The organism is Micrococcus flavus, assembly GCF_014204815.1.
Taxonomy (GTDB): Bacteria; Actinomycetota; Actinomycetes; order Actinomycetales; family Micrococcaceae; genus Micrococcus; species Micrococcus flavus.
The window spans coordinates 716,993-738,120 of sequence record NZ_JACHMC010000001.1; the positions used below are offsets into that span (position 1 = coordinate 716,993).

General features: G+C 73.5%; 18 protein-coding genes. 13 read left to right on the top strand and 5 right to left on the bottom strand.

Annotation, left to right across the window (positions count from 1 at the left end; genetic code table 11):
• Positions 1–41: 41 nt before the first annotated feature.
• From hemQ to BJ976_RS03495, 4 genes are read left to right on the top strand one after another with little or no spacing between them, the layout of a single operon-like run.
• On the top strand, positions 42–752 hold the full coding sequence (gene hemQ / locus BJ976_RS03480; RefSeq protein WP_135029704.1) for a hydrogen peroxide-dependent heme synthase: 711 nt from the start codon (positions 42–44) through the stop codon (positions 750–752).
• On the top strand, positions 752–2,104 hold the full coding sequence (locus BJ976_RS03485) for a ferrochelatase (RefSeq protein ID WP_135029616.1): 1,353 nt from the start codon (positions 752–754) through the stop codon (positions 2,102–2,104). The genes hemQ and BJ976_RS03485 overlap by 1 nt, the downstream gene beginning before the upstream one ends.
• The gene (gene hemC / locus BJ976_RS03490; RefSeq protein ID WP_135029614.1) at positions 2,101–3,330 is read left to right on the top strand and encodes a hydroxymethylbilane synthase; all 1,230 of its coding nucleotides are present in this window, start codon (positions 2,101–2,103) and stop codon (positions 3,328–3,330) included. Before BJ976_RS03485 ends, hemC begins: the two co-directional genes overlap by 4 nt.
• 1 nt (position 3,331) lies before the next feature.
• A complete protein-coding gene (locus tag BJ976_RS03495) occupies positions 3,332–4,150 on the top strand; it encodes a uroporphyrinogen-III synthase (RefSeq protein WP_135029612.1) in 819 nt (272 codons plus the stop codon).
• Between the two features lie 9 nt (positions 4,151–4,159).
• Here the strand turns inward: BJ976_RS03495 and BJ976_RS03500 are convergent, their stop codons facing one another.
• The gene (locus BJ976_RS03500) at positions 4,160–4,432 is read right to left on the bottom strand and encodes a hypothetical protein (protein ID WP_229667384.1); all 273 of its coding nucleotides are present in this window, start codon (positions 4,430–4,432) and stop codon (positions 4,160–4,162) included.
• Between the two features lie 42 nt (positions 4,433–4,474).
• The gene (locus BJ976_RS03505; RefSeq protein ID WP_135029610.1) at positions 4,475–5,251 is read right to left on the bottom strand and encodes a GAP family protein; all 777 of its coding nucleotides are present in this window, start codon (positions 5,249–5,251) and stop codon (positions 4,475–4,477) included.
• Positions 5,252–5,332: 81 nt separating this feature from the next.
• On the opposite strand from BJ976_RS03505, the gene BJ976_RS03510 reads away from it, so the two are divergent.
• Positions 5,333–5,977 carry a TetR/AcrR family transcriptional regulator gene (locus BJ976_RS03510; protein WP_135029608.1) on the top strand — a complete coding sequence of 215 codons (645 nt, stop codon included), beginning with the start codon at positions 5,333–5,335 and terminating at the stop codon, positions 5,975–5,977.
• Here the strand turns inward: BJ976_RS03510 and BJ976_RS03515 are convergent.
• Complete coding sequence (locus BJ976_RS03515; RefSeq protein ID WP_135029606.1) at positions 5,955–7,022, bottom strand: NYN domain-containing protein; 1,068 nt, start codon at positions 7,020–7,022, stop codon at positions 5,955–5,957. The two genes, BJ976_RS03510 and BJ976_RS03515, sit on opposite strands and share 23 nt — an antisense overlap.
• Before the next feature lie 109 nt (positions 7,023–7,131).
• Between BJ976_RS03515 and BJ976_RS03520 the strand changes: the two genes are divergently transcribed.
• The 5 genes from BJ976_RS03520 (at position 7,132) to BJ976_RS03540 (ending at position 11,746) form a co-directional block, all read left to right on the top strand.
• Positions 7,132–8,691 carry an anti-phage protein gene (locus tag BJ976_RS03520; RefSeq protein ID WP_135029604.1) on the top strand — a complete coding sequence of 520 codons (1,560 nt, stop codon included), beginning with the start codon at positions 7,132–7,134 and terminating at the stop codon, positions 8,689–8,691.
• A 66-nt stretch (positions 8,692–8,757) separates the two neighbouring features.
• A complete protein-coding gene (gene hemB / locus BJ976_RS03525; RefSeq protein ID WP_135029602.1) occupies positions 8,758–9,744 on the top strand; it encodes a porphobilinogen synthase in 987 nt (328 codons plus the stop codon).
• A complete protein-coding gene (gene hemL / locus BJ976_RS03530; protein WP_135029600.1) occupies positions 9,744–11,060 on the top strand; it encodes a glutamate-1-semialdehyde 2,1-aminomutase in 1,317 nt (438 codons plus the stop codon). Before hemB ends, hemL begins: the two co-directional genes overlap by 1 nt.
• A gap of 123 nt (positions 11,061–11,183) precedes the next feature.
• On the top strand, positions 11,184–11,387 hold the full coding sequence (locus BJ976_RS03535) for a ribbon-helix-helix protein, CopG family (protein WP_135029598.1): 204 nt from the start codon (positions 11,184–11,186) through the stop codon (positions 11,385–11,387).
• Positions 11,384–11,746: a type II toxin-antitoxin system death-on-curing family toxin gene (locus tag BJ976_RS03540; RefSeq protein ID WP_135029596.1), complete on the top strand. Its 363-nt coding sequence runs from the start codon at positions 11,384–11,386 to the stop codon at positions 11,744–11,746. Before BJ976_RS03535 ends, BJ976_RS03540 begins: the two co-directional genes overlap by 4 nt.
• A 27-nt stretch (positions 11,747–11,773) precedes the next feature.
• Here BJ976_RS03540 and BJ976_RS03545 read toward each other — a convergent pair whose 3' ends face one another.
• Positions 11,774–12,460 carry a 3'-5' exonuclease gene (locus tag BJ976_RS03545; RefSeq protein ID WP_135029594.1) on the bottom strand — a complete coding sequence of 229 codons (687 nt, stop codon included), beginning with the start codon at positions 12,458–12,460 and terminating at the stop codon, positions 11,774–11,776.
• A gap of 68 nt (positions 12,461–12,528) precedes the next feature.
• Here BJ976_RS03545 and BJ976_RS03550 point away from each other — a divergent pair, with 68 nt between their 5' ends.
• Genes BJ976_RS03550 through BJ976_RS03560 form a run of 3 tightly spaced genes read left to right on the top strand, consistent with a single transcriptional unit; the run spans position 12,529 to position 20,012 of the window.
• Positions 12,529–12,918: an MGMT family protein gene (locus BJ976_RS03550; protein WP_135029592.1), complete on the top strand. Its 390-nt coding sequence runs from the start codon at positions 12,529–12,531 to the stop codon at positions 12,916–12,918.
• A gap of 42 nt (positions 12,919–12,960) precedes the next feature.
• A complete protein-coding gene (locus BJ976_RS03555; RefSeq protein WP_135029590.1) occupies positions 12,961–16,461 on the top strand; it encodes an ATP-dependent helicase in 3,501 nt (1,166 codons plus the stop codon).
• Positions 16,449–20,012 carry an ATP-dependent helicase gene (locus tag BJ976_RS03560; protein ID WP_184231819.1) on the top strand — a complete coding sequence of 1,188 codons (3,564 nt, stop codon included), beginning with the start codon at positions 16,449–16,451 and terminating at the stop codon, positions 20,010–20,012. Before BJ976_RS03555 ends, BJ976_RS03560 begins: the two co-directional genes overlap by 13 nt.
• Here BJ976_RS03560 and BJ976_RS03565 read toward each other — a convergent pair.
• Complete coding sequence (locus BJ976_RS03565) at positions 19,987–21,072, bottom strand: phosphotransferase (RefSeq protein ID WP_135029588.1); 1,086 nt, start codon at positions 21,070–21,072, stop codon at positions 19,987–19,989. The genes BJ976_RS03560 and BJ976_RS03565 overlap by 26 nt on opposite strands.
• Positions 21,073–21,128: the final 56 nt, after the last annotated feature.

The following is a 21,128-nucleotide window of genomic DNA, read 5'->3' on the forward strand; positions in this document are numbered from 1 at the left end:
AGACACCCCGCATGACCGATCGAGAGAAGAGGAAGAGCACCATGGGCAAGGACAGGAACGCCGACCTCGTCGGCAAGGACTGGTTCACCACCTACACCGTGTTCGCCCGCCCGCAGGGCGAGCCGGGCTGGCTCGGGCTGGAGGGCCGGGACGTCAAGAAGGCCGTGAAGGAGTTCGACGACGTCGTGGCGGCCCTCGGCAAGGCCGGCGTCACCGTGCGCGGCGTCTACGACGTCTCGGGCATGCGCGAGGCCGGCGACGTGATGGTGTGGATGTACGCGCACACCCCGGAGGCGCTGCAGGCCGCCATCCGCGATCTGCGCCGTACGCGCCTGCTGGAGCGCACCCATCTGGTGCTCTCCGCGATGGGCTCGGACCGCATGGCGGAGTTCAACAAGGACCACATCCCCGCCTTCGCCATGGGCCGCAAGCCGCTGGACTGGCTGTGCTTCTACCCGTTCGTGCGCTCGTACGACTGGTACCTGCTCGACCCGAAGGAGCGCGCCCGCATGCTGCGCGAGCACGGCAAGCTGGGCCAGGACTTCCCCCAGGTGTGGGCCAACACCACGAGCGCCTTCGCGCTCAACGACTGGGAGTGGCTCCTGGGCCTCGAGGCCGCCGAGCTCAACGACCTGGTGGACATGATGCGCCACCTGCGCAACAACGAGACCCGCCTGCACGTGCGCGAGGAGGTCCCGTTCTACACGGGCCGCCGCCTCGAGACCGTCGAGCTGCCGGAGGTGCTGGCCTGATGAGCACCGAGCAGACCGTCCCGGTCCCCGTGCACCCCGTCCCCGAGGACGCCGTGCGTCCCGAGCACGCCCCCGAGGAGGCCGCCCCGGGCCTCGACTACGACGCCCGCGGCGTCATGGCCGCCAAGGACTACGACGCCGTGATCGTCGCGTCCTTCGGCGGGCCCGAGGGCCAGGAGGACGTGATCCCGTTCCTGCGCAACGTCACGCGCGGGCGCGGCATCCCGGACGAGCGCCTCGAGGAGGTGGCCACCCACTACCGCGCCAACGGGGGCGTGAGCCCCATCAACGCCCAGAACCGCGCGCTGATCGCCGCGCTGGAGGAGGAGTTCGCCTCCCGCGGCATCGACCTGCCCGTGTACTTCGGCAACCGCAACTGGGAGCCGTACCTGCCGGACACGCTCCAGCGGGCGTACGACGACGGCCACCGCCGGATCCTGACGGTCACCACGTCCGCCTACTCCTGCTACTCCTCCTGCCGCCAGTACCGCGAGGACATGGGCATGGCCCTGCGCTCCACCGGGTTGGAGGGGAAGCTGGACCTGGACAAGACCCGCCAGTACTTCAACCACCCCGGCTTCGTGGAGCCCTTCGCCGAGGGCCTGCGTTCGGACCTGATCTCGATCCGCGGCGAGGTGGGCGACGACGCCCGCCTCCACGTCCTGTTCGCCACGCACTCCATCCCCACCGCCGACGCCGAGGCGGCCGGCCCGCGCGGGCTGGCGGCGGACCTGCGTGAGCAGGCCGGCGGCGCCCCGGGCGAGGTCGAGGGCGCGGACGTCTACTCCGCCCAGCACCTCGACGTGATCCGCGAGATCATCGCCCGGGTGCCCGAGGCCGAGGGCGTCGACTGGTCCCTGGTGTACCAGTCCCGCTCCGGCGCCCCGCACGTGCCGTGGCTCGAACCGGACGTCAACGACGCCATGGAGGCCCTGGCCGGTCCGGACGCCCCTGCGGACGAGCAGGGTCGCCGGGTGGCGGGCTTCGTCGTCGTGCCGGTGGGCTTCGTCTCGGACCACATGGAGGTCCTGTGGGACCTGGACACCGAGGCGAAGGAGACTGCCGGCGAGCTCGGCGTGGCCTTCCGCCGCAGCCCCACCCCGGGCACGGACCCGCGGTTCGTGGCGGGCCTGGCCGACCTCGTCGAGGAGCGCCTGGGCCGCCGCGAGGGCCGTGCGTCGACCGGCTGCTTCCCGGCCTGGTACGACGTGTGCCGCCCGGACTGCTGCGTCAAGGTGATGCGGGACGGCTCCGTGCGACCCACCACCTCCGCGGTGGACGCCCCCGTGCGCGGCCTCGCCGAGCACGAGGCCGGCCAGGCCCAGGGCCCGGAGGGGGCCGACGCGCGGTGACCGCACAGGCGCAGCCCGGACCGGGCCCCGCGACCGCCGTCAGGGTGGGCACGCGGGGCTCGGCCCTGGCCACCACGCAGACCCGCCACGTGGCCGAGGCGCTCACCGAGCGCTCCGGCCTGGGCCACGAGCTCGTGGTCATCCGCACCGAGGGCGACGTCACCAAGGGCTCGCTCGCCTCGCTGGGGGGCACGGGCGTGTTCGCGTCCGCGCTGCGGGAGGCGGTGCTGGACGGACGCGTGGACATGGCGGTGCACTCGCTCAAGGACCTGCCCGCGGCCCAACCGCCGGGGCTGGAGATCGCCGCCGTGCCCCCGCGCGCGGACCTGCGGGACGCGCTGTGCGCCCGCGACGGCTTCACCCTGGCCACCCTCCCCGAGGGGGCGAAGGTGGGCACCGGCTCGCCGCGCCGCGTGGCGCAACTGAAGGCGCTGCGCCCGGACCTGGAGCTCGTGGACATCCGCGGCAACGTGCAGACGCGCCTGGCGCGCGTGCCCGGCCTCGAGCAGCACGACGACGGCGCGCCCGTCGCCGAGGGCGCCCCCCGCGGGGACCTCGACGCCGTGGTGCTCGCGTGCGCCGGACTCGACCGACTGGGCCTGCAGCACGTGATCACTGAGCGGATCGACCCCGAGGTGATGCTCCCGGCCCCCGGCCAGGGGGCGCTCGCGGTGGAGATCCGAGAGGAGGACGGGCCGCTGCTGGCGGAGTCGGTCCTGGACCCCGATTCGCATGCCGGCCGGCTGCGGGCCGCGCTCGAGCTGGTGGACGACCGGGACACGCACGTGGCCGTCACCGCCGAGCGGGCACTGCTGCTGCGCCTCGAGGCCGGCTGCGCCGCCCCGATCGGCGCCGTGACGCAGGTGGAGAAGGGCGTGGCCGAGGACGGCTCGCCCGCCCCGCGGATCGTGATGTCCGCGATGGTCGCCGCCATGGACGGCTCCCAGGTGCTGCGCCGGACTTCGTCCGTGCAGCTGGACGCCGTGCCCGCGGACGTGGCGGACGACCCGGCCGAGGCCGACGAGTGGCTCGAGGACACCCTGTTCCTGGCCGCCGGCGCGCTGGGCGTGCACCTGGCCGAGCAGTTCGTGGCCGAGGGCGCGGACCTGCTGCCGGGCACCGCCCGCGGGGCGGCGGAGGACGACCCGGAGCAGGTCACCTCGGACGTGCCCGGCACCGGCGTGGTCGGCGAGGAGCGGCCCGGACCCGCCGACGCCGGAGCCTGAGATGCGCCTGCTGCTGACCCGCCGCCCGGCCCAGGCGGGCGACCTCGAAGCGGGACTGCGGGCCATGACGGGACCGGACGGCGTCCCGTTCGAGGTCGGGTTCCTGCCGGCCACGGACACCGAGCTGCCCGACGACGACGGCCTCGCGCGCCTGCGCGGGGCCGTCGTCGCGCTCGGGGCCGGCGAGGTCGCGGTGCTGGTGGTGACCAGCCCGAACGGGGCCCGGGCCCTGGCGGCCGCCGGGTGGGACGGGAGTGTGCCCGCGGGTGTGCGGGTGGCCGCCACCGGGCCGGGGACCGTGCGGGTGCTGCGCGAGGTCGGCGTGCGAGGCGCGGTGTGGGTGCCGGAGGAGGACCGCTCCGCTGCGGGCATCCTGGCCGGGCTGCCGGGTCCGACGCGACCGGGGGACCGGCTGCTGCTCCCGCAGTCCGCGCGCGCCTCCGACGAGTTCGCCGTGAGGCTGCGGGAGCTCGGCTGGGCCGTGGACCGTGTGGCGGCCTACCGCACCGTGGCGTATCCGGGGGATCCCGCCCGACGGCTGCTGCCGGAGGACCCGGCCGGCGCGGATGTGGTCTCTCCGGCCGAGCTCGATGATCAGCCGGCGTCGACCGCCATCGTGCTCACCAGCCCCAGTGCGGTGGAGGAGCTGCTGGACACCGCGGCGGCGGAGATGCTGCGCTCGGGCGCGCTGCCGTGCATCGCGCTCGGGGCCCCCACGCGCCGGGCCATGGACGCGGCCGGCCTGCCCGTGGCCGCGCAGGCCACGACGCCGGACGCCCCCGGCGTCGCCGCGGCCGTCAGGCGGGCCATGGCCGCCTGACAGGAGGGGTCAGGCGGAGGCAGGACCGTCGTCGTCGGCGTCCGGAGCGACGACCGGGTGCGTGTGGTCCTCGTCCTCGGGCCGTGCGCCGAGCCCGCCGAGCACGTCCACCCGCGGTGGGCGCAGGATGGCCACGGACACGTTGTTGAAGCCCGTGTTCGCGAGCACGTGGGAGGCCTCTTCGTCCGTGAGGTCGTACGCATGCGCCAGCATGCGCACGTTCTCGGTGTAGAAGGCATGCAGGCGGTCGACGCCGCGGAGGAATTCGAGGGTGTTGGCCATGGGCCCACTGTGCCGGACGGAGGTGACGCGTGGGTGAACGTGTCAGCCGAGCACGCCGCGTTGCGCCAGGACGCCGACCCCCTGGACCGCCAGCACCACGCCGAGGATGCCGAGGATCCAGGCCGCGGTGGCGGCGCCGGAGAGGTTCGCCCAGCCGTCCACGCGGCGCAGCGCAGGGTCGATGCGCGCCGCTGCGGCCAGCCGCAGGCCCAGCAGGACGAGTGCCGGCAGCACCATGACGAGGCAGTATCCGGCCAGCAGTCCGACGGCGGCGCCCAGGGACGGTGCGTGGGCCGTGAGCAGTCCGATCGCGCCGAGGTAGGGCAGCATCGTGGCGACCTCGAGCGCCACGGCGGCCACCGCCACACCGACCACCGCCCCCGACGAGCCCGTGATCCGCTCGCGCCAGCCTCGGCGTCGGTGCGCGGCGGCGGACTCGGCCGTCCGCTCGGCCGAAGCACCGACCCGGGCGGCCCGGCGGGCGCGACGACGCGCGCCCCCGTCGGCGGGCTCGATCACGAAGCTCAGGACGAGCAGTCCCGCGCCGATCACGACCTGGGCGATGTACGCGGGGGTGGACTCCAGGGTGGCTCCGATCCCGTCGCCCGCTGTGGCGATGACGGCACCCGCGCCGAGGAGCACGGCGAGGCCGAGCAGGAAGTACAGAGCCGCGACGACGGCCAGGTAGAGGAGGAGGCGGCCGACCGGCGGGCGCCGTCCGGAGAGCAGGAGCCAGACCGGCACGATGAGCGTGCCGACGCTGGTGGAGTCGACGAGTGCGAGGAGCGCGAGCGTGCCGAGCAGGGCGACGGGCGTCATGGGTCCCCTCCGGAGGTCTGTGGCACGAGCGTGCCACGGACGACGTTAGCACGGGTGTGCCACGCACCGTAGGGTGGAGGGGTGACCCGTGCATTCGACCCCGAGGCGCGCCGCGCCGAACTCGCCGAGGCCGTGGGACGTGTCCTGCTCCGGGACGGGATTGGCGCGGTGTCCGTGCGCACGGTCGCTGCCGAGGCCGGCGTCGCGGTGGGATCCCTGCGCTATGTGTTCCCGAGCCGCACGGACCTGGTGGTCGGCGCGGCACGACACATGGTGGCGCAGTCCCGCGCGCGGCTGACGGCCCCGCGCCCGGGGACCACCGCGCGCGGGTACGCCGAGCAGCTGGCGCAGGGTCTGCTGCCGCTCATGGAGCAGACCCGCGCCGACCTGGAGATCAATGTCGCCCTCATCGCGGAGGCGCGAGCCGTGCCTGAGCTGCGGCCGGTGCGGGACGAGGTCCAGGCCGGGGTGCGGGAGGCCGTGGACGGGATCGTGCGACTGCTGCGCTGCGACCCGCCCGTGGCAGGTCCGATGACCGCGGCGGAGCATCACGCCGCGCTGCGGCTGCACGCGCTGCTGGACGGGCTCGCCCTCGGCCTGCTCCATCACGACGACGTCGGCCCGGGATGGCAGGCCCGGGCCGACGAGGCGTGGGGGGTGGTGCTCGCAGAACTCGACCGGATCGCGGCGGAGGCCGGGACCGTCAGCGGCGGCGGCGCTGCTTGAGCGAGACCTCCATGCTGCGGCCCTCCGTGCGGGTCTCCAGGTACGGCTGGTCGGCGACGAGCGTCGAGAGCTTCGCGTGGCCGAAGTCGCGCGGGTCGAAGTCCACGTGGGCGCGGGTCACGTGCTGGCCGATCAGGGAGAGCGAGGCCCAGCCGTCGTCGCCGGAGGTGGCGTTGACGGCCTTGACCAGTGCGGACTGGAGGTTGATGCGGGAGGCGGCCTCGTCGTCGTCCGCGCGCACGTCCGGGGGGGTGGGGTCCTCGGCGGGGGTGATGACCTCGTCCGACTCCACGTCCACCAGCACGGAGCCGCGGCCGGCGCCGCGGCCACGGCCGCGCACGGTGCGCTGCGGGGCGGCGGTGGCCTGGTCGGCCGGTGCGGCCGACTCGGCGGGACGGTCCGCGGCCGTGGCGTCATCGGTGATGGTCTCGGTGGACTCCGCGGGCTCGGTGGAGCGTGCGGCCGTCTTGGACTTGGACCGGCCGCCGGAGCGCCGGTTGCCCGTGGACGGGCCCTCCTTGGCCTCGCGGATGTCCTTGGGGGAGGGGTCGGCCTCGAGGGAGGGGGCCGGCTCGGCGTCGTCGACGTCGTCCGTGTGGGTGCCGAGCAGCTCGAGGTAGATGAACTGGTCCACGGCGTTGCGCAGGGAGGCGGGGGTCTTGCGGGCGCCCAGGCCGATCACGCGCTTGCCGGACTCGCGCAGGCGGGTGGCCAGGCGCGTGAAGTCGGAGTCGGAGGAGACCAGCGCGAACGCGTCCACGTTGCCCATCCAGAGCAGGTCCATCGCGTCGATGATCAGCGCCGAGTCCGAGGAGTTCTTGCCGATCGTGTACGCGAACTGCTGCACGGGCTGGATGGCGAGCTCGTTGAGCGCCTTCTTCCAGCCGTTGAGGTTCGTGGTGGTCCAGTCCCCGTAGGCGCGCTTGATGGTGGGCGTGCCGTACGTGGCCAGCTCCTCGAGGATCAGGCCGGCGTACTTGGGCGAGATGTTGTCGCAGTCCAGGAGCACGGCGATGCGCAGGGAGGCGGGGGTGGGTTCAGGCATGGGTCCCAGGGTACGCGGGTTGTAGGTTTGGATGGGAGTGATATTCTGCCGACCAGAGCGTGAAAATGAGGGAGTTGGAAAAGTTCGCTTTTCCAGAAGGGGCGTAGGTGTGACTGAAACTTCGTCGTTCTTCGAGGCCTATAACATCAGTGGCAACCCATTTGCATCGACAAACGCTGAGAATGAGGATCTCCTTTCGGAGTATTTTGTTGCCCCGCCGTATTTTGAGAGTGTAGTTGGTCTGGCGGAAACGCCGAAGTCCACCATTGTGTTTGCCCCGCGAGGTAGTGGAAAAACGGCCCAGCGCAAAATGATTGAAAATCGAGCCGCGTTGCCTGATTCCAATTTTGCTTGCATTAGCTACACCGACTTTACTGGTATCACCCCCGACACTGCTTCATTGGCGCAGCATAAATTGGCGATTTGTCGCCTCATGACGGTAGCCGCCCTGGGGCACATCGAAGCTCAGCCCGAGAGGGCCGACGGTCTTAGTAAGCACGAGAAGCTCGTTCTCACAACAGCATCGCAGCAGCTCCTCGGAGGGCTGAGCCAGAGCGAATTTCAGACTGCACTCGGTTCTGTGAAGTCACTCGGACAGAAGTGGAGTGATATCTGGAACAGGTACGGCGGCATCATGGCTGTAGTGGTTAACGCCGCTATGAAAAAGTTGGGCATGGATGACGTCAACATTGATGCCCCTGCGGGGTCGGAAGGCGCCCGGGGGGTTATTGATGGGCAGTATCTCTACAGTCAGCTGGCGAGCCTCTTTGCCACTCTCGGGTTTTCCGCGGTATATGTCCTTGTTGATAAGGTTGATGAGACCGTTTTCACGAACAATGATAAGAGCGCTACCTTTAATCTCATAAGTGCGTTGCTATTCGACCTGCCCACGCTCGAGCAGCCTGGGGTGGCGTATAAGTTTTTCCTGGGCGACTATCTCAAGATGGCGTTCCTTGATGGTGGTGGACGTGATGACCGAATTCTAGTTACGAACCTTCACTGGACTACCGACGAGCTCAGTACAATGCTATCTAGGCGCCTCATGGCGTACTCTGAGAACCAAGTAGATAGTTTTAATGCTTTTCTCGACAAGAATGTGGAGGTAGATCTCCACGAGTTGATTTGCCGCCTGAATCCTGAGTCCCCGCGGGATCTGATTAGGATGTGCGATCGAATTATTACGGAGCATACGCGTCGAGCGGGCTATCCAGTAACAATTGGTCGGTTTTCTATGCTGGCTGGCATTCACGAATTTAGCGCAAATTGGTGCGACAGTCGATTCAGCTCGATCATGAGCGAAATTCGCCGCGTGCCCCTTACCTCTTTTACAAACCGAGAACTTGCCAATAACACCTTTCGTATTGACGATACCTCGATGAGGAATAAAATCGCGAAGTGGGTTGACGCTGGTGCGGTATCTATCGTGGCCCAGCAGCCTGGAGTGCGACCCGGCCGCCCTAGTAATGTCTATGCGTTCGCCGACCCAAGGCTCGTGATCGCTAAAGAAGCTCGCGGCCGCCTGGCTGACTCGTTGAGCACTGGCGTCTTTGTGTGTCGCGAGTGCAATGAAATCGTGATCGCATCCGACGAAGCTGTTAAGTGTTTGTCATGTGGATCAGATTTCAATTCCTGGCATAGCCTCTGGGACTCTGTCACTCCTGGTGCGTGACAGGTCTCAACTGTGCGCGGCCACCTAGACTGGTCGGGTTCCCCAACCAGGAGTGTGTGACCCGTCATGTCCTTCCCGCTGCACCGTCCGCGCCGTCTGCGCCAGTCCGCCGCGATGCGCCGGCTGGTCGCCGAGACCCGCATCCACCCGAACCAGCTGATCCTGCCCGCCTTCATCAAGGAGGGCGTGAGCGAGCCGGTGGCCATCGAGTCCATGCCGGGCGTCGTCCAGCACACCGCGGACACCCTCAAGCGAGCCGCCGCGGAGGCGGCGGAGCTCGGCGTCGGCGGCATCATGCTCTTCGGCGTGCCCGCGCAGCGGGACGCCACCGGCTCCTGCTCCCTGGACCCCGAGGGCGTGCTGAACGGGGCCGTCCGGGACGTGAAGGGGGAGGTGGGGGACGCGCTCGTCGTGATGTCCGACCTCTGCCTGGACGAGTTCACCGACCACGGCCACTGCGGCGTGCTCCGCGAGGACGGGGCCGTGGACAACGACGCCACCCTGGAGATCTACGCGCAGATGGGCGTGGCGCAGGCCGAGGCCGGCGCGGACGTGCTCGGCCCCTCCGGGATGATGGACGGCCAGGTCCGCGTGATCCGCGAGGCCCTCGACGACGCCGGTCACCAGGACACCGCGATCCTCGCTTACGCCGCCAAGTACTCCTCCGCGTTCTACGGCCCGTTCCGCGACGCCGTCGACTCGGCACTGCAGGGCGACCGCAAGACCTACCAGATGGACCCCGCCAACCGGACCGAGGCGATCCACGAGGTCATGCTGGACCTCGAGGAGGGCGCGGACATGGTCATGGTCAAGCCGGCCATGAGCTACCTGGACGTGCTCCGCGAGGTCGCGGACCTGGCCGACGTCCCCGTCTCCGCGTACCAGATCTCCGGCGAGTACGCGATGATCGAGGCCGCCGCGGCCCACGGCTGGATCGACCGCAAGGCGTCCATCGTCGAGTCCGTGCTCTCCATCCGGCGCGCCGGCGCCGACACCGTGCTCACCTACTGGGCGGCCGAGCTCGCCCGCTGGATCAAGGAGGACTCGCTCTGATGACGACGACGACCAACGCCGCGGCCTTCGCGGCCGCCCAGCAGGTCATCCCCGGGGGCGTGGACTCGCCCGTGCGCGCGTTCGGCTCCGTGGGCGGCACGCCCCGGTTCATGGCCTCCGCGCGCGGGGCGTACCTGACCGACGTGGAGGGCGCCGAGTACGTGGACCTCGTGTGCTCGTGGGGCCCCATGCTGCTCGGCCACAACGACCCCCGCGTGGTCGAGGCCGTGCACGCCGCCGTGGACCGCGGCCTGTCCTTCGGCACCTCCGTGGAGGGGGAGACCGAGCTGGCCCGCCTGATCGCCTCCCGCGTGCCCGTGGAGCGCGTGCGCTTCGTGTCCACCGGCACCGAGGCCACCATGACCGCCCTGCGTCTGGCGCGCGGCGTGACCGGCCGGAACCTGATCGTGAAGTTCGCCGGCTGCTACCACGGCCACTCGGACGGCCTCCTCGCCGCCGCCGGCTCGGGCGTGGCCACGCAGGCCCTGCCCGGCTCGGCCGGCGTCACCGAGGCCGCGGCCTCCGAGACGATCGTGGTGGACTACAACGACCGCGCCGCCCTCGGGGCCGTCTTCGCCGAGAAGGGCGAGCGGATCGCCGCCGTCATCACCGAGGCCGTGCCCTGCAACATGGGCGTGGTGGAGCCCGCCGAGGGCTACAACGCGTTCCTGCGCGAGATCACCCGCCGGCACGGCGCGCTGCTGATCTGGGACGAGGTCCTCACCGGCTTCCGCGCCACCGCCACCGGCGGCTGGGGCCTGTCCGGGCAGCCCGAGGGCTGGACCCCGGACATCTGGTGCTTCGGCAAGGTGATCGGCGGCGGCATGCCCGCGGCCGCCCTGGCCGGCTCGGAGGAGATCATGAACCACCTGGCCCCGCTGGGCCCGGTGTACCAGGCAGGCACCCTCTCAGGGAACCCGGTGGCCATGGCCGCCGGCATCGCCACCCTGGGGGACGCGGACGAGTCCGTGTACGCCGCCGTGCAGCGCGCCTCCGACGCCCTGCGCGAGGGCGTGGTGTCGGCGTTCGATGCCGCGGGCCTGGACCACTCGATCCAGCGCGCCGGCACGCTGTTCTCCGTGGCGTTCGGCACGTCCGAGCGCGGCGTGCACGACTACGCCGACGCCCAGGGCCAGGAGGTCTTCCGCTACGCGCCGTTCTTCCAGTCCATGCTGGAGCAGGGCGTGTACCTGCCGCCCTCGGTGTTCGAGGCATGGTTCGTCTCCGCGGCCCACGACGACGCCGCGATCGGCCGCGTCCTCGACGCCCTGCCGGCCGCGGCACGCGCGGCGGCGGCCGCCACGCCGCAGGGCTGAGGCCCGGGCGGGCCGGCGCCCACCGGACCCACGACGACGGCGTCGTCACCTGCCGAGGTGACGTCGCCGTCGTCGCATGACCGCGCCGAGCTGCGGTGATACCGGGCTGATACCATTCTGCTCATGGCGATGACCCTGCGACTGACGGCGGATGACGAGAAGCTCCTGGCGGAGCTCGCCCAGGCCGAGGGTGTGAGCAAGCACGAGGCCACCCTCCGGGCCATCCGTGAAGCGGCCGAGCGCCGCGGGCACGAGACGGCGGTCGCGGCGGCATCGGCGGCCGCCCGTGAGCGCTACGCCGACCTTTTGGACCGTCTCGGACGATGACCGTCCACCTCACCACCGAGGACCTCCTCGCCCTGGCGGCCGACCTGAGGGTGGGGCCGCTGAGAGACCTCGGCCTGCTCGACAGCGCCGCCCACAGGCCCGCCAGCGTGGTGTACGGGCGGGAGGTCTATCCGGGGCTCGACGAGAAGGCTGCCGTCCTTCTCGAGTCCCTCGTCCGGAACCATCCGTTGGGAGACGGGAACAAGAGGCTCGGCTGGCTCGCCGTCGTCGTCTTCTACTCAGTGAACGGCGTCGTCCTCGACGCCCCCGACGACGATGCCTACGACCTGGTCGTCGGCGTCGCGGCGGGCGAACGGAGTGTGGCCGAGATCGGCGCCGCGCTGTCCGCCTGGCACTGACGCTGCCGATCCGTCCTGCCCAGCGGCTCAGGCAGGCGGCTCGACAGGCCAGGCGCGGGAGACCGTGGCCTGCGGGTCCTTGCGCCGCAGGTACTCCTCGAAGCTCTCCGCCTGCTCGGCCTTCCACCGGATCTGCTGGGCGTGGAGGTCGGGCAGGGGCATGTCCGCCTTCGGATGGCGCCGGACGAGCTCGTCCATGACCTGCACCGCTGCGAGCGCATCCGCGGCCGAGGTGTGCGCGTCCGTCAGGGACACGCCGTAGTGCTCGGAGACCGCGCCGAGGGTCCGCTTGCCCTTGCGGAAGCGGTCCAGCTGCTTGTCCACGACGAACGGGTCCACCACGGGCCGCGGCTCGAGCGGGGCGATCCCGTGGCGGCGGGCCTCGCGGTCCATCACGGTGAAGTCGTAGACGGCGTTGAAGGCCACCACCGGGATCCCCGCGACGAAGAGGTCACGCAGGGTCTCGGTGATCTCCGAGACGCCCTGCCGGGCGGGCATGCCCTCGGCCTGCGCCCTCTCCGTGGTGACCCCGTGCACGGCGGCGGCCTCCTCCGGGATGGGCACGCCGGGGTCCACGAGCCACTCCGCGGAGGAGACGGCGCGCCCCTGGGCGTCCACCATCACCACGGTGGCGGTGACGATCAGCGCCTGCTTCGGGTCGCGGCCGGTGGTCTCGAGGTCGAACCCCGCACGGATCTGCTGGTTCCAGGTCATGGCCTCCACCGTACCGACGGGCCGGACACGACAAGCCCGACCGGCCCTCGGCATCGCAGGATGGAGGCATGAGCACCCCGGAGCCGAACGCCGCCGCGCCCGTGCCCCCGGCGGGGCCGATCACCCTGGCCGAGGCGCTCGCGGCCCTGGCCGGTCGGATCCCGGCGGGGCGCGCGGTGTCCTACGGGGGACTGGCGGCCGTGCTGGGCGCGGGCGGGCCACGGCAGGCCGGCCGCGCGATGGCCGAGGCGGACCCGGGCACCCCGTGGTGGCGCGTGGTGCGCGCCGACGGCTCCCTCCCCGCCGACCTGGTGGGGCGGGCCGCGCCCCGGTGGGCGGACGAGGGGACGCCCCTGCGGGCCGGCGGGGTGCCGCGCGTCGACCTCTCCCGCGCCCGCTGGGAGCCCGACGACGCTGACCTGGCCGTCGCCGAGCACCTCGCCGCCCGTGTGGGGTGAGGCAGCCGCCTAACGTGTCCGGCCCGGTGGGAGGATGGGCGCATGACCGCACGGCCGACCCCGGACCCCACCCCGCGCGGCCCTGCCGCGCCCGCCTCAGGGGAGCACGGGCGCGCCGACGGACTCTCCGGCGAGGACCTGGCGCTCCTGATCGGGGAGCCGCCCGAGGAGCTCGCCCCCGCCGCGCCGGAGCACGCGCGCCTGGTCCGGGGGGAACGCTCCGCGGACACGCCGCTCGTCCTCACCGCCGAGCAGGAGGCCGTGGCCTCACTGTCGCCCGGTCACGGCGCCGTCCTGGTGCTGGGCGCCCCGGGCACGGGCCGCAGCACCGTGGCGGTGGAGCTGGCGGCGCGCCGGATCGAACAGGGCCTGGACCCCGAGGCGCTGCTGGTGCTGGCGCCCACGCGCGACGCCGCCGCGCGCCTGCGGGACGCCCTGACCGTCCGCCTGGCCGCCGCGGGCCACGGCACGCGAGCCGTCACGCCGGTGCGCACCTGGGCCGCCTACGCCTTCGACCTCATCCGCCGGGCCCGCGTCACCGGACCCCTGCGCCATCTGGCCCGGCCGCCGCGGCTGCTCTCCGGCGCGGAGCAGGACACGGTGATCGCCGAACTCCTGGACACGTACGCCGAGGGCCTGGCGGTGCCCCCGGCGTGGCCGGAGGAGATCGCCGAGGCCGTGGACACCCGCGGGTTCCGGCGCGAGGTCCGCGAGCTCGTGGACCGCATGAGCGAGTTCGGCGTCGAGCCCGGGCACCTGCAGGAACTGGGACGTCGCCACAGTCGTCCCGCCTGGACGGCGGCCGCCGAGCTGGTGCAGGACTACCGGGACCGGCTGGATCTGGGCATGGCCGAGGCCTTCGACGCGGCGGGCCTGATCTCGGCGGCCGTGCGGCTGCTGACCGAGCGCTTCCCGGAGGACCCCGAGCGGGACGCCGCCGCGGTGGCCTTCGCCGACGCCGAGCGCGCCCGGCTGCGCCTGGTGGTGGTGGACGACCTCCAGGAGGCCGGCCCGGCCGTGCACGACCTGCTCCGGCAGCTGGCCCGCGGCACGGACACCCTCCTGACCGCCTCCCCGGACACCACGGTGGAGGGCTTCCGCGGGGCCCGCCCGGACCTGGTGTCCCGGTACCCGGCCGTCCTCGACCCGGATCCCGTGCCCGGCGCACCGGCGGCCCCCGCCCTGGACGAGCGCATCCACGTCCTCACCCGTGGGCACCGGATGACGTCCGAGGTCCAGGAGGGCTACCTCCGCCTGGCCCGGCGTGTGCGCCAGCGGACGGTCGGCGTCGAGCGCACCCGCACCGCCACGGTGCCCGCCGGGGACGGCGGCCGGGTGCAGGCATGCCTCGTGCCCTCCCGTGCCCACGAGGACCAGCTGGTGCTCGAGCGGATCCTGCGCGTCCACCACGAGGAGGAGGTCCCGCTGGACGAGATCCTCGTGGTGGCCCGCTCCGGCGCGCGCGTGGCGGCCACCGCCCGGCACCTCGAGGCCGAGGGCGTGCCCGTGGTCCAGGACGCCGCGGGCGCCGTGCTCAAGGACGAGCCCGCCGTCGCGCCGCTGCTGACCCTGCTGCGCGCGGTCTCCGCGCAGGCGGAGGACGGCGAGGACGCGGCCGCGCTGGACGCGGACGAGGCCGTCGCGCTCCTGCGCGGTCGGTTCGGCATGGCCACCGCGCTGCACGTGCGCCGCCTGCGCCAGGACCTGCTGGCCGCCGAGCGCGCCCGCGGCGGAGCGCGCCCCTCGGACGAGCTGCTCGTGGCGGCGCTGGGAGACCCCTCCCTGGCCGGGGAGGAGAGGGACCGGCACCGGGCGCTGCGCCGCATCGCCTGGATGCACGGCGCCGGGCTCGCGGCGGCCCGGGAGCCGGGCGCCACCGCCGAGACCGTGCTGTGGGCGATGTGGGACGCCTCCGGCCGCGCCGACCACTGGCGCGCCACGGCCCTGGGTCGGGTGGAGGGCGCCGCCACGCGCCGCGAGGCCCGCCAGGCGGACGCGGACCTGGACGCCGTCGTCGCACTGTTCCGCGTGGCCGAGCGCTTCGTGGACCAGTTCCCGGGCGCGGCCCCGGCGGACTTCGCCGCGTACATGCAGTCCCAGGACCTGCCGATGGACTCCCTGGCCCGCCGGGCCGAGGGAGCCGACGCCGTCCACGTGCGCACGCCCGCCGCCGCGGCCGGCCGCCAGTGGCACACCGTGATCGTGGTGGGGCTGCAGGAGGGGCAGTGGCCCAACACCACCCTGCGCGGCCAGCTGCTCGGCGCCACGGACCTGGCGGACCTGCTCACCGCGCCCGAGGCCGCGGCGTGGCCCACCGACCACCGCACCCGCCTGGCCGAGGTCCGGCAGGACGAGCTGCGGATGCTCGCGGCGGCGGTGTCCCGCGCGCGGCACCGGGTGGTGGCCACGGCCGTGCGGAACGAGGACGAGTCGCCCTCGGACTTCCTGGACCTCCTGGACCCCGTGGCGGACCCGGCCGCGGGGCGGCCCCTCACCCCCGTCCCGCCACCGCTGACCGCTCCGGCCCTCGTGGCCCGGCTGCGGCGCCGCCTCGAGGTGCCGGACGAGCCCGCCGCGCTGGTGGGCCTGGAGGACCCGGCGGCCGCCGCGGGCCTGGCCGCCCTCGCCGCGGACGGGGTAGTGCCCGCCGACCCCGCGCACTGGTGGGGCCTGGCGGAGCTGTCCACCGCCGCCCCGCTGACGGACACCGCCACCGAGGCGGTGCGGCTCTCCCCCTCCCGCGCCCAGACGGCGCTCGAGAACCCCCTGAACTGGCTGCTGTACCACGTGGGCTCCCAGGCCGGCGGCACGCTCGCGCAGTCCGTGGGCACGCTCGTGCACTCCGTGGCCGAGCACCACCCCGACGGCGAGCCGGGCGCCGTCCGGGCCGAGCTGGAGCGCCGCCTGCCGGAGCTCGGCCTGCCGGACGGGTGGGCCGCGGACGTCGAGCACGCCCGCGCCCGCCGGCTGATGGAGGCCTACATCGGGTACTGGTCCGAGATGCGTGCGGCGGGCCGCCGACCGCTGGCCCAGGAGGTCGTGGTCCGTGCGTCGCTGCACTGGGACGACCTGGAGGTGGAGATCTCCGGAGTGATCGACCGGCTGGAGATGGACAGCCAGGGGCGCCCCTATGTCGTCGACCTCAAGACCGGCCGCCGTGCTCCCACCCAGGAGGAGCTGCTGCGCCTGCCGCAGCTGGCCGCGTACCAGGTGGCGCTGCGCGCCGAGGGCCTCGTCCGCCTCCTCGAGGCGGAGGAGACGGACCCCGCCCTGCGGGAGGCCCTCGCCGAGCTCGCCCGGCCGTCCTCACCGGGCGGGGCGGCGCTCGTCCAGCTCGGGGCCGGCACCCAGCGCACCAAGGTCCAGGAGCAGCCACCCCTGACGGACGAGGACGTGTGGGCGCTGCAGGACGTCTTCGCGGCGGCCCGCCGCACCGTGGGCCCCCGCTTCCTGGCCGTGCACGGGCCCGGGACGCGGTGCGCGCTCCCGTCCGTGTGCCCCCTCTGCTCCGAAGGAAGGCAGGTCACCGAGTGGCATCGCTGAGCTCCGAGGTCCCCGTCCCCGCCGCACCCGAGGTGGACGCCGCCGCCGTGGACGTGTCCGCCGCCGTGCACGCACCGGAGGACATCGCCGCGCGCCTGGGCGCGTTCCCGCCCACACCGGAGCAGGCGGAGGTCATCACCGCGCCGCTGACCCCCCGGCTCGTGGTGGCCGGCGCCGGCTCCGGCAAGACCGCCACCATGTCCGACCGCGTCGTGTGGCTCGTGGCCAACGGCTTCGTCCGCCCGGACCAGGTCCTCGGCGTGACCTTCACGCGCAAGGCCGCGGGCGAGCTCGCCCACCGAATCAACGCCAAGGTGGACGTCCTCCTGCGCTCCGGGCTGCCGATCCCCGGCTTCGAGGGACAGCCCGAGGACCTCGGGCGGGCCTCGGTGTCCACCTACCACTCGTACGCGCAGACGCTCGTGCGGGACCACGGCCTGCGGGTGGGGGTCGAGCCGGAGGCGGCCCTGATCGGCGAGGCGGACGCCCACCGGCTCATGGCCAGGGTGGCCGGGTCCCATCCGATCGTCGCCGACCGGCTCGGGGTCAGCCCCGCCACGCTCGTCTCCTCCGCCCTGCGGCTGGCCGGGGACCTGGCCGAGCACCTCGTCGAGCCCGGCCGCGTGCGCGCGTGGCTGCGCGAGCGGATCGCCGTGGGGGAGTCCCTCGAGCTGCCGCCGCGCATGAAGGAGCCCAGCGCGGAGATCCGCGCCTTCTTCACGGGCCTGGAGGACCGCATCCTCATGGCGGACCTCGTGGAGCGGTACACCGAGGCCAAGGCCGAGCGCGAGGTCATGGACTACGGCGACCTGCTCCGCCACGCCGCCCGCGTGGCGCGCACCGTCCCCGCGGCCGGCCGGATCGAGCGCGATCGCTTCCCCGTGGTGCTCCTGGACGAGTTCCAGGACACCTCCCACGCCCAGATGGAGATCTTCGCCGGCCTGTTCGGTCCCCAGGACACCGCCCTCGACGCCGAGGGGCTGGGCCACTGCGTCACCGCCGTGGGAGACCCCCACCAGTCCATCTACGGCTTCCGCGGCGCCTCCGCCGGGCAGCTCTTCTCCTTCCCCGGCGCGTTCCCGCGGCGCGGCGCGGGGGAGGACGGCCGTCCCGGCCGGGTGAACGCGGACGTCTCCCACCTCACCGTCGCCTGGCGCAACGACGCGGCCGTCCTGGCGCTCGCCAACCGCGTGGTAAAGCCCCTCAACGCCCACGCGGCCCAGGCCGGCCGGCCCGTCGAGCTCAAGACCCTGCGCACCCGCCCCGGGGCGGGGCCCGGGCAGGTGCGCGTGGACCGGCATGTGACCGCCGAGGAGGAGGCCGAGGCGCTCGTGGCCCGGCTCGCGGACCTCGGCCGGGACCCGGACACGGCCGGACTCAGCCGCGCCGTGCTGTGCCGGGCCCGCTCCCAGTTCGGGCCCGTCCTGGACGCCCTCGACGCCGCCGGCCTGCCGTACGAGGTCCTCGGGCTCTCCGGGCTGCTGTCCCTGCCCGAGGTCGCCGAGGTGCTCGCGGTCCTGCACGTGCTGGCCGACCCCGGACGCAACGACCACCTGGTGCGGATGCTCACCGGACCCCGGTTCCGGATCGGGCCCGCAGACCTGGAGCTGCTCCACGAGCGTGCCCGCTTCGTCAGCCGTCTGCGCCGCCGGGCCGCGGCCCACGAGCCGCTGCCGGGGCCCTCGGACGCCGCGCTGGCGGACGCGGACCCCGTCAGCGCCGAGGAGGACGCGGACGCGCCGGCCCTGCTCGAGGCGCTCGACTCCCTGCCAGGGGAGAGCACCGTGTGGACCGGCTCCCACGGCCGGCCCTTCTCCGCGGAGGGACTGCGGCGCCTGCGGGAGGCGAACGCCCAGCTGCGGCGCCTGTCCACCCGGGCGGCACTCGACCCCGCCGACCTGATCGCCGAGGTGGTCCGCGAGATCGGCCTGGACGTGGAGGTCACGCTGCGCCCCGGACCCTCGGCGGCGTCCGCCCGCCGGCATCTCGACGCGTTCCAGGACGCCGCCCGCGGCTTCGCGGCCGGCGAGGGAGCCGCCTCCGACCTGCCCGCGTTCCTCGCGTGGACCGCCTCCGTGGAGGAGCACGAGAAGGGGCTGGGGATCGACTCCTCGGACCCGGTGCCCGGCGTCGTCCAGGTGCTCACCGCGCACGCCTCCAAGGGGCTGGAGTGGGACGTGGTCGCCGTGCCGGGCCTCCAGGTCGGGACCTTCCCCTCGACCCGGGCGGACCGCTGGACGGGCGGCGGCACGGGCATGCTGCCGTGGCCCCTGCGCGGCGACCGCGGCTCCCTGCCCCAGTGGGAGGCGGACTGGGCCCAGGACCGCCGGGACTGGGTGCAGTCCGCCGGCACCGGGTACAGCAGCCAGGCCGCGGTGGCGGCCAACCCCGCGCCCTACCGCGAGGCGGTCGAGGAGCACGCCGCCCGGGAGGAGCGGCGACTGGCCTACGTGGCGTTCACCCGCGCCCGCAGCCGCCTCTGGCTGAGCACCTCCCACTGGAAGGGCACGGCCAAGAAGCCCGTGGACCCCTCGCCGTTCCTGGAGGAGGCGGCCGCCCTGGCCGACACCGTGCCGGGCGTCGTGCTCGGCCACGCCCCGGCCGAGGACGAGCTGGGCGAGGTCAACCCCGTGGCCGGCCGCACCCTGGCCGCGTGGTGGCCCTTCGATCCCCTCGACGGTCCGGAGGTCGTCGAGGTCGACCCCGAGGACCCGGAGGACGAAGCCGCATGGCGGCCCGTGCCCGCCCGGACCCGGCCTCGCCGCGCGCGGGTGGAGTCGGCCGCCCGGCAGGTGCGGGGGGCGGACTCCGCCGCGCTCGCCGAGGATCCCGACCTGGCACGGGAGGTGGATTGGGTGCTGCTGCGCCGCCGGGACGTCGCGGGCAGCGTGCCCGGGGTGGCGCTGCCCGAGCACCTCTCCGTCTCCCTCTACGGCGAGCTGGCCGCGGACCCGCAGGCCGTGGCCGAGCAGCTCCGCCGGCCCATGCCGCGGCCGCCGGCGCACGCCGCGCGTCGCGGCACCGCCTTCCACGCGTGGCTCGAGGAGCGCTTCGACGCCACGGGCCTGCTGGACCTGGACGAGCCCGACGACGCCGCGGACCGCTGGGTGGACGACGCGCTGGACCTCGGCGGGATGCAGGAGTGGTTCCTCGCCTCCCGGTGGGCGGACCGCAGGCCCGCGTTCGTGGAGACGGCGGTGGAGACCACGGTCGCGGGCATCACGCTCCGCGGGCGCATCGACGCCGTGTTCCGCTCCGGGGCGCGGGAGGGGATGCCGTTCGACCCCGAGGCGCACTGGGAGCTCGTCGACTGGAAGACCGGCCGGGTGCCCCGGGGGCGGGAGCTGGAGCGCAAGGCCCTGCAGCTGGCCGTGTACCGGCTGGCCTGGTCCCGCCTGCACCGCATCCCGCTCGAGCGGATCTCCGCGAGCTTCGTGTACGTGGCCGAGGGGCAGGAGCGCACCTTCGCAGACCTGCCGGGGGAGGCGGAGCTCGAGGCGATCGTGGCCGAGGCCCTCGACGGCGTCAGTCCCGGGGACGGACCACGGTGAGCGTGGTCGTCTCCCGGCCGGGCTCCTCCTCGTCGTCCTCCGCGAGGTCGCCGTCCTCCTGCTGCCAGTCGTCGTCCCAGCCGTCGTCCTCGGGGTCCGCGCCGGTCGGCACGGCGCCGGGAGCGGGGGACTCCGCCGCCCGCACCGCGTCCGCGAGCTCGGCCAGCAGCCCCTCCGCGTCGGCCACCATGTCCGCATCGTGCCGCTCCACGCCGCGCAGCAGCCACTGGCCGATCGCGAACTCCGCGAGCAGGGAGGCGCGGCGCAGCAGGTGGACGTCGCCGTCGTCGGCCGCCTCCTCCGCCACGCGCCGGGCGAGGTAGGCGTCCAGCACCCGCTCGGGGAAGTCGGGGTCCTCCGCCGCGGCGAGCCACGCGAAGTCCGTGGCCGGGTCGCCGACGTGCAGGTCCGTCCAGCCGGCCACGCCCACCACGCGGCCGCGCTCCACCAGGAGGGAGTCCTCGTGGAGGTCGCCGTGGACGGGCACGGGGGAGAACTGCCAGAGTTCGTCCTCCTCGAGCGCCTCCTCCCAGCGGCGCAGCAGAACCGGCGGCACCTTGCCCGTGGACGCCGCCTCGTCCAGGCCGGCCAGGTGCCGCTCCCGCACGTGGTCCGCGGTGTACACGGGCAGGTCCGTCTGCTCCACCACCGTCATCGGCAGCGTGTGGATCGCCGCGAGGATCCGGCCCAGGTCCTGCACGACCGGCTCGCCGAGGGTCACGATCTCCTCGAGGGGCACGGGGGCGCCGGGCAGGTCCTGGTGGACGAAGGTGCGCAGGCCGTCCACGCGCACGGCGCCCGCCACGGACGGCACGCGGAACGGCAGCCCCGCGCGCAGGTGGGCGTCGAACCCCGCCAGGACCTGCACCTCGGTCTCCAGGCGGATCCCCGCCTCGGCCGTGCGCGGGGAGCGCACGCGCCAGCGCTCGCCGGACGTGTCCACCACGACGGCGGTGGCGAAGTCGGCCGAGTCGTCCGGGCTGGGCTCCACGGCGGCGGGAGACAGTCCGGGCACGGCGGCGGCGGCGAGGGCGGCGAGGTGGAGGGGCTGACGGTGCACGGTCCCACCCTAGGCGTCGAACCCGGCGGACGCCCGGGGACTCACCGGCGCGCCCC

Excerpts from the sequence above, each read along its gene's own strand:
- BJ976_RS03495 (WP_135029612.1), top strand. The coding sequence starts at position 3,332 with ATGCGCCTGCTGCTGACCCGCCGCCCGGCCCAGGCGGGCGACCTCGAA.
- BJ976_RS03515 (WP_135029606.1), bottom strand. The coding sequence starts at position 7,022 with ATGCCTGAACCCACCCCCGCCTCCCTGCGCATCGCCGTGCTCCTGGAC.
- hemQ (WP_135029704.1), top strand. The coding sequence starts at position 42 with ATGGGCAAGGACAGGAACGCCGACCTCGTCGGCAAGGACTGGTTCACC.
- BJ976_RS03540 (WP_135029596.1), top strand. The coding sequence starts at position 11,384 with ATGACCGTCCACCTCACCACCGAGGACCTCCTCGCCCTGGCGGCCGAC.
- BJ976_RS03485 (WP_135029616.1), top strand. The coding sequence starts at position 752 with ATGAGCACCGAGCAGACCGTCCCGGTCCCCGTGCACCCCGTCCCCGAG.
- BJ976_RS03500 (WP_229667384.1), bottom strand. The coding sequence starts at position 4,432 with ATGGCCAACACCCTCGAATTCCTCCGCGGCGTCGACCGCCTGCATGCC.
- BJ976_RS03535 (WP_135029598.1), top strand. The coding sequence starts at position 11,184 with ATGGCGATGACCCTGCGACTGACGGCGGATGACGAGAAGCTCCTGGCG.
- hemB (WP_135029602.1), top strand. The coding sequence starts at position 8,758 with ATGTCCTTCCCGCTGCACCGTCCGCGCCGTCTGCGCCAGTCCGCCGCG.
- hemL (WP_135029600.1), top strand. The coding sequence starts at position 9,744 with ATGACGACGACGACCAACGCCGCGGCCTTCGCGGCCGCCCAGCAGGTC.
- BJ976_RS03545 (WP_135029594.1), bottom strand. The coding sequence starts at position 12,460 with ATGACCTGGAACCAGCAGATCCGTGCGGGGTTCGACCTCGAGACCACC.
- BJ976_RS03555 (WP_135029590.1), top strand. The coding sequence starts at position 12,961 with ATGACCGCACGGCCGACCCCGGACCCCACCCCGCGCGGCCCTGCCGCG.
- BJ976_RS03505 (WP_135029610.1), bottom strand. The coding sequence starts at position 5,251 with ATGACGCCCGTCGCCCTGCTCGGCACGCTCGCGCTCCTCGCACTCGTC.
- BJ976_RS03550 (WP_135029592.1), top strand. The coding sequence starts at position 12,529 with ATGAGCACCCCGGAGCCGAACGCCGCCGCGCCCGTGCCCCCGGCGGGG.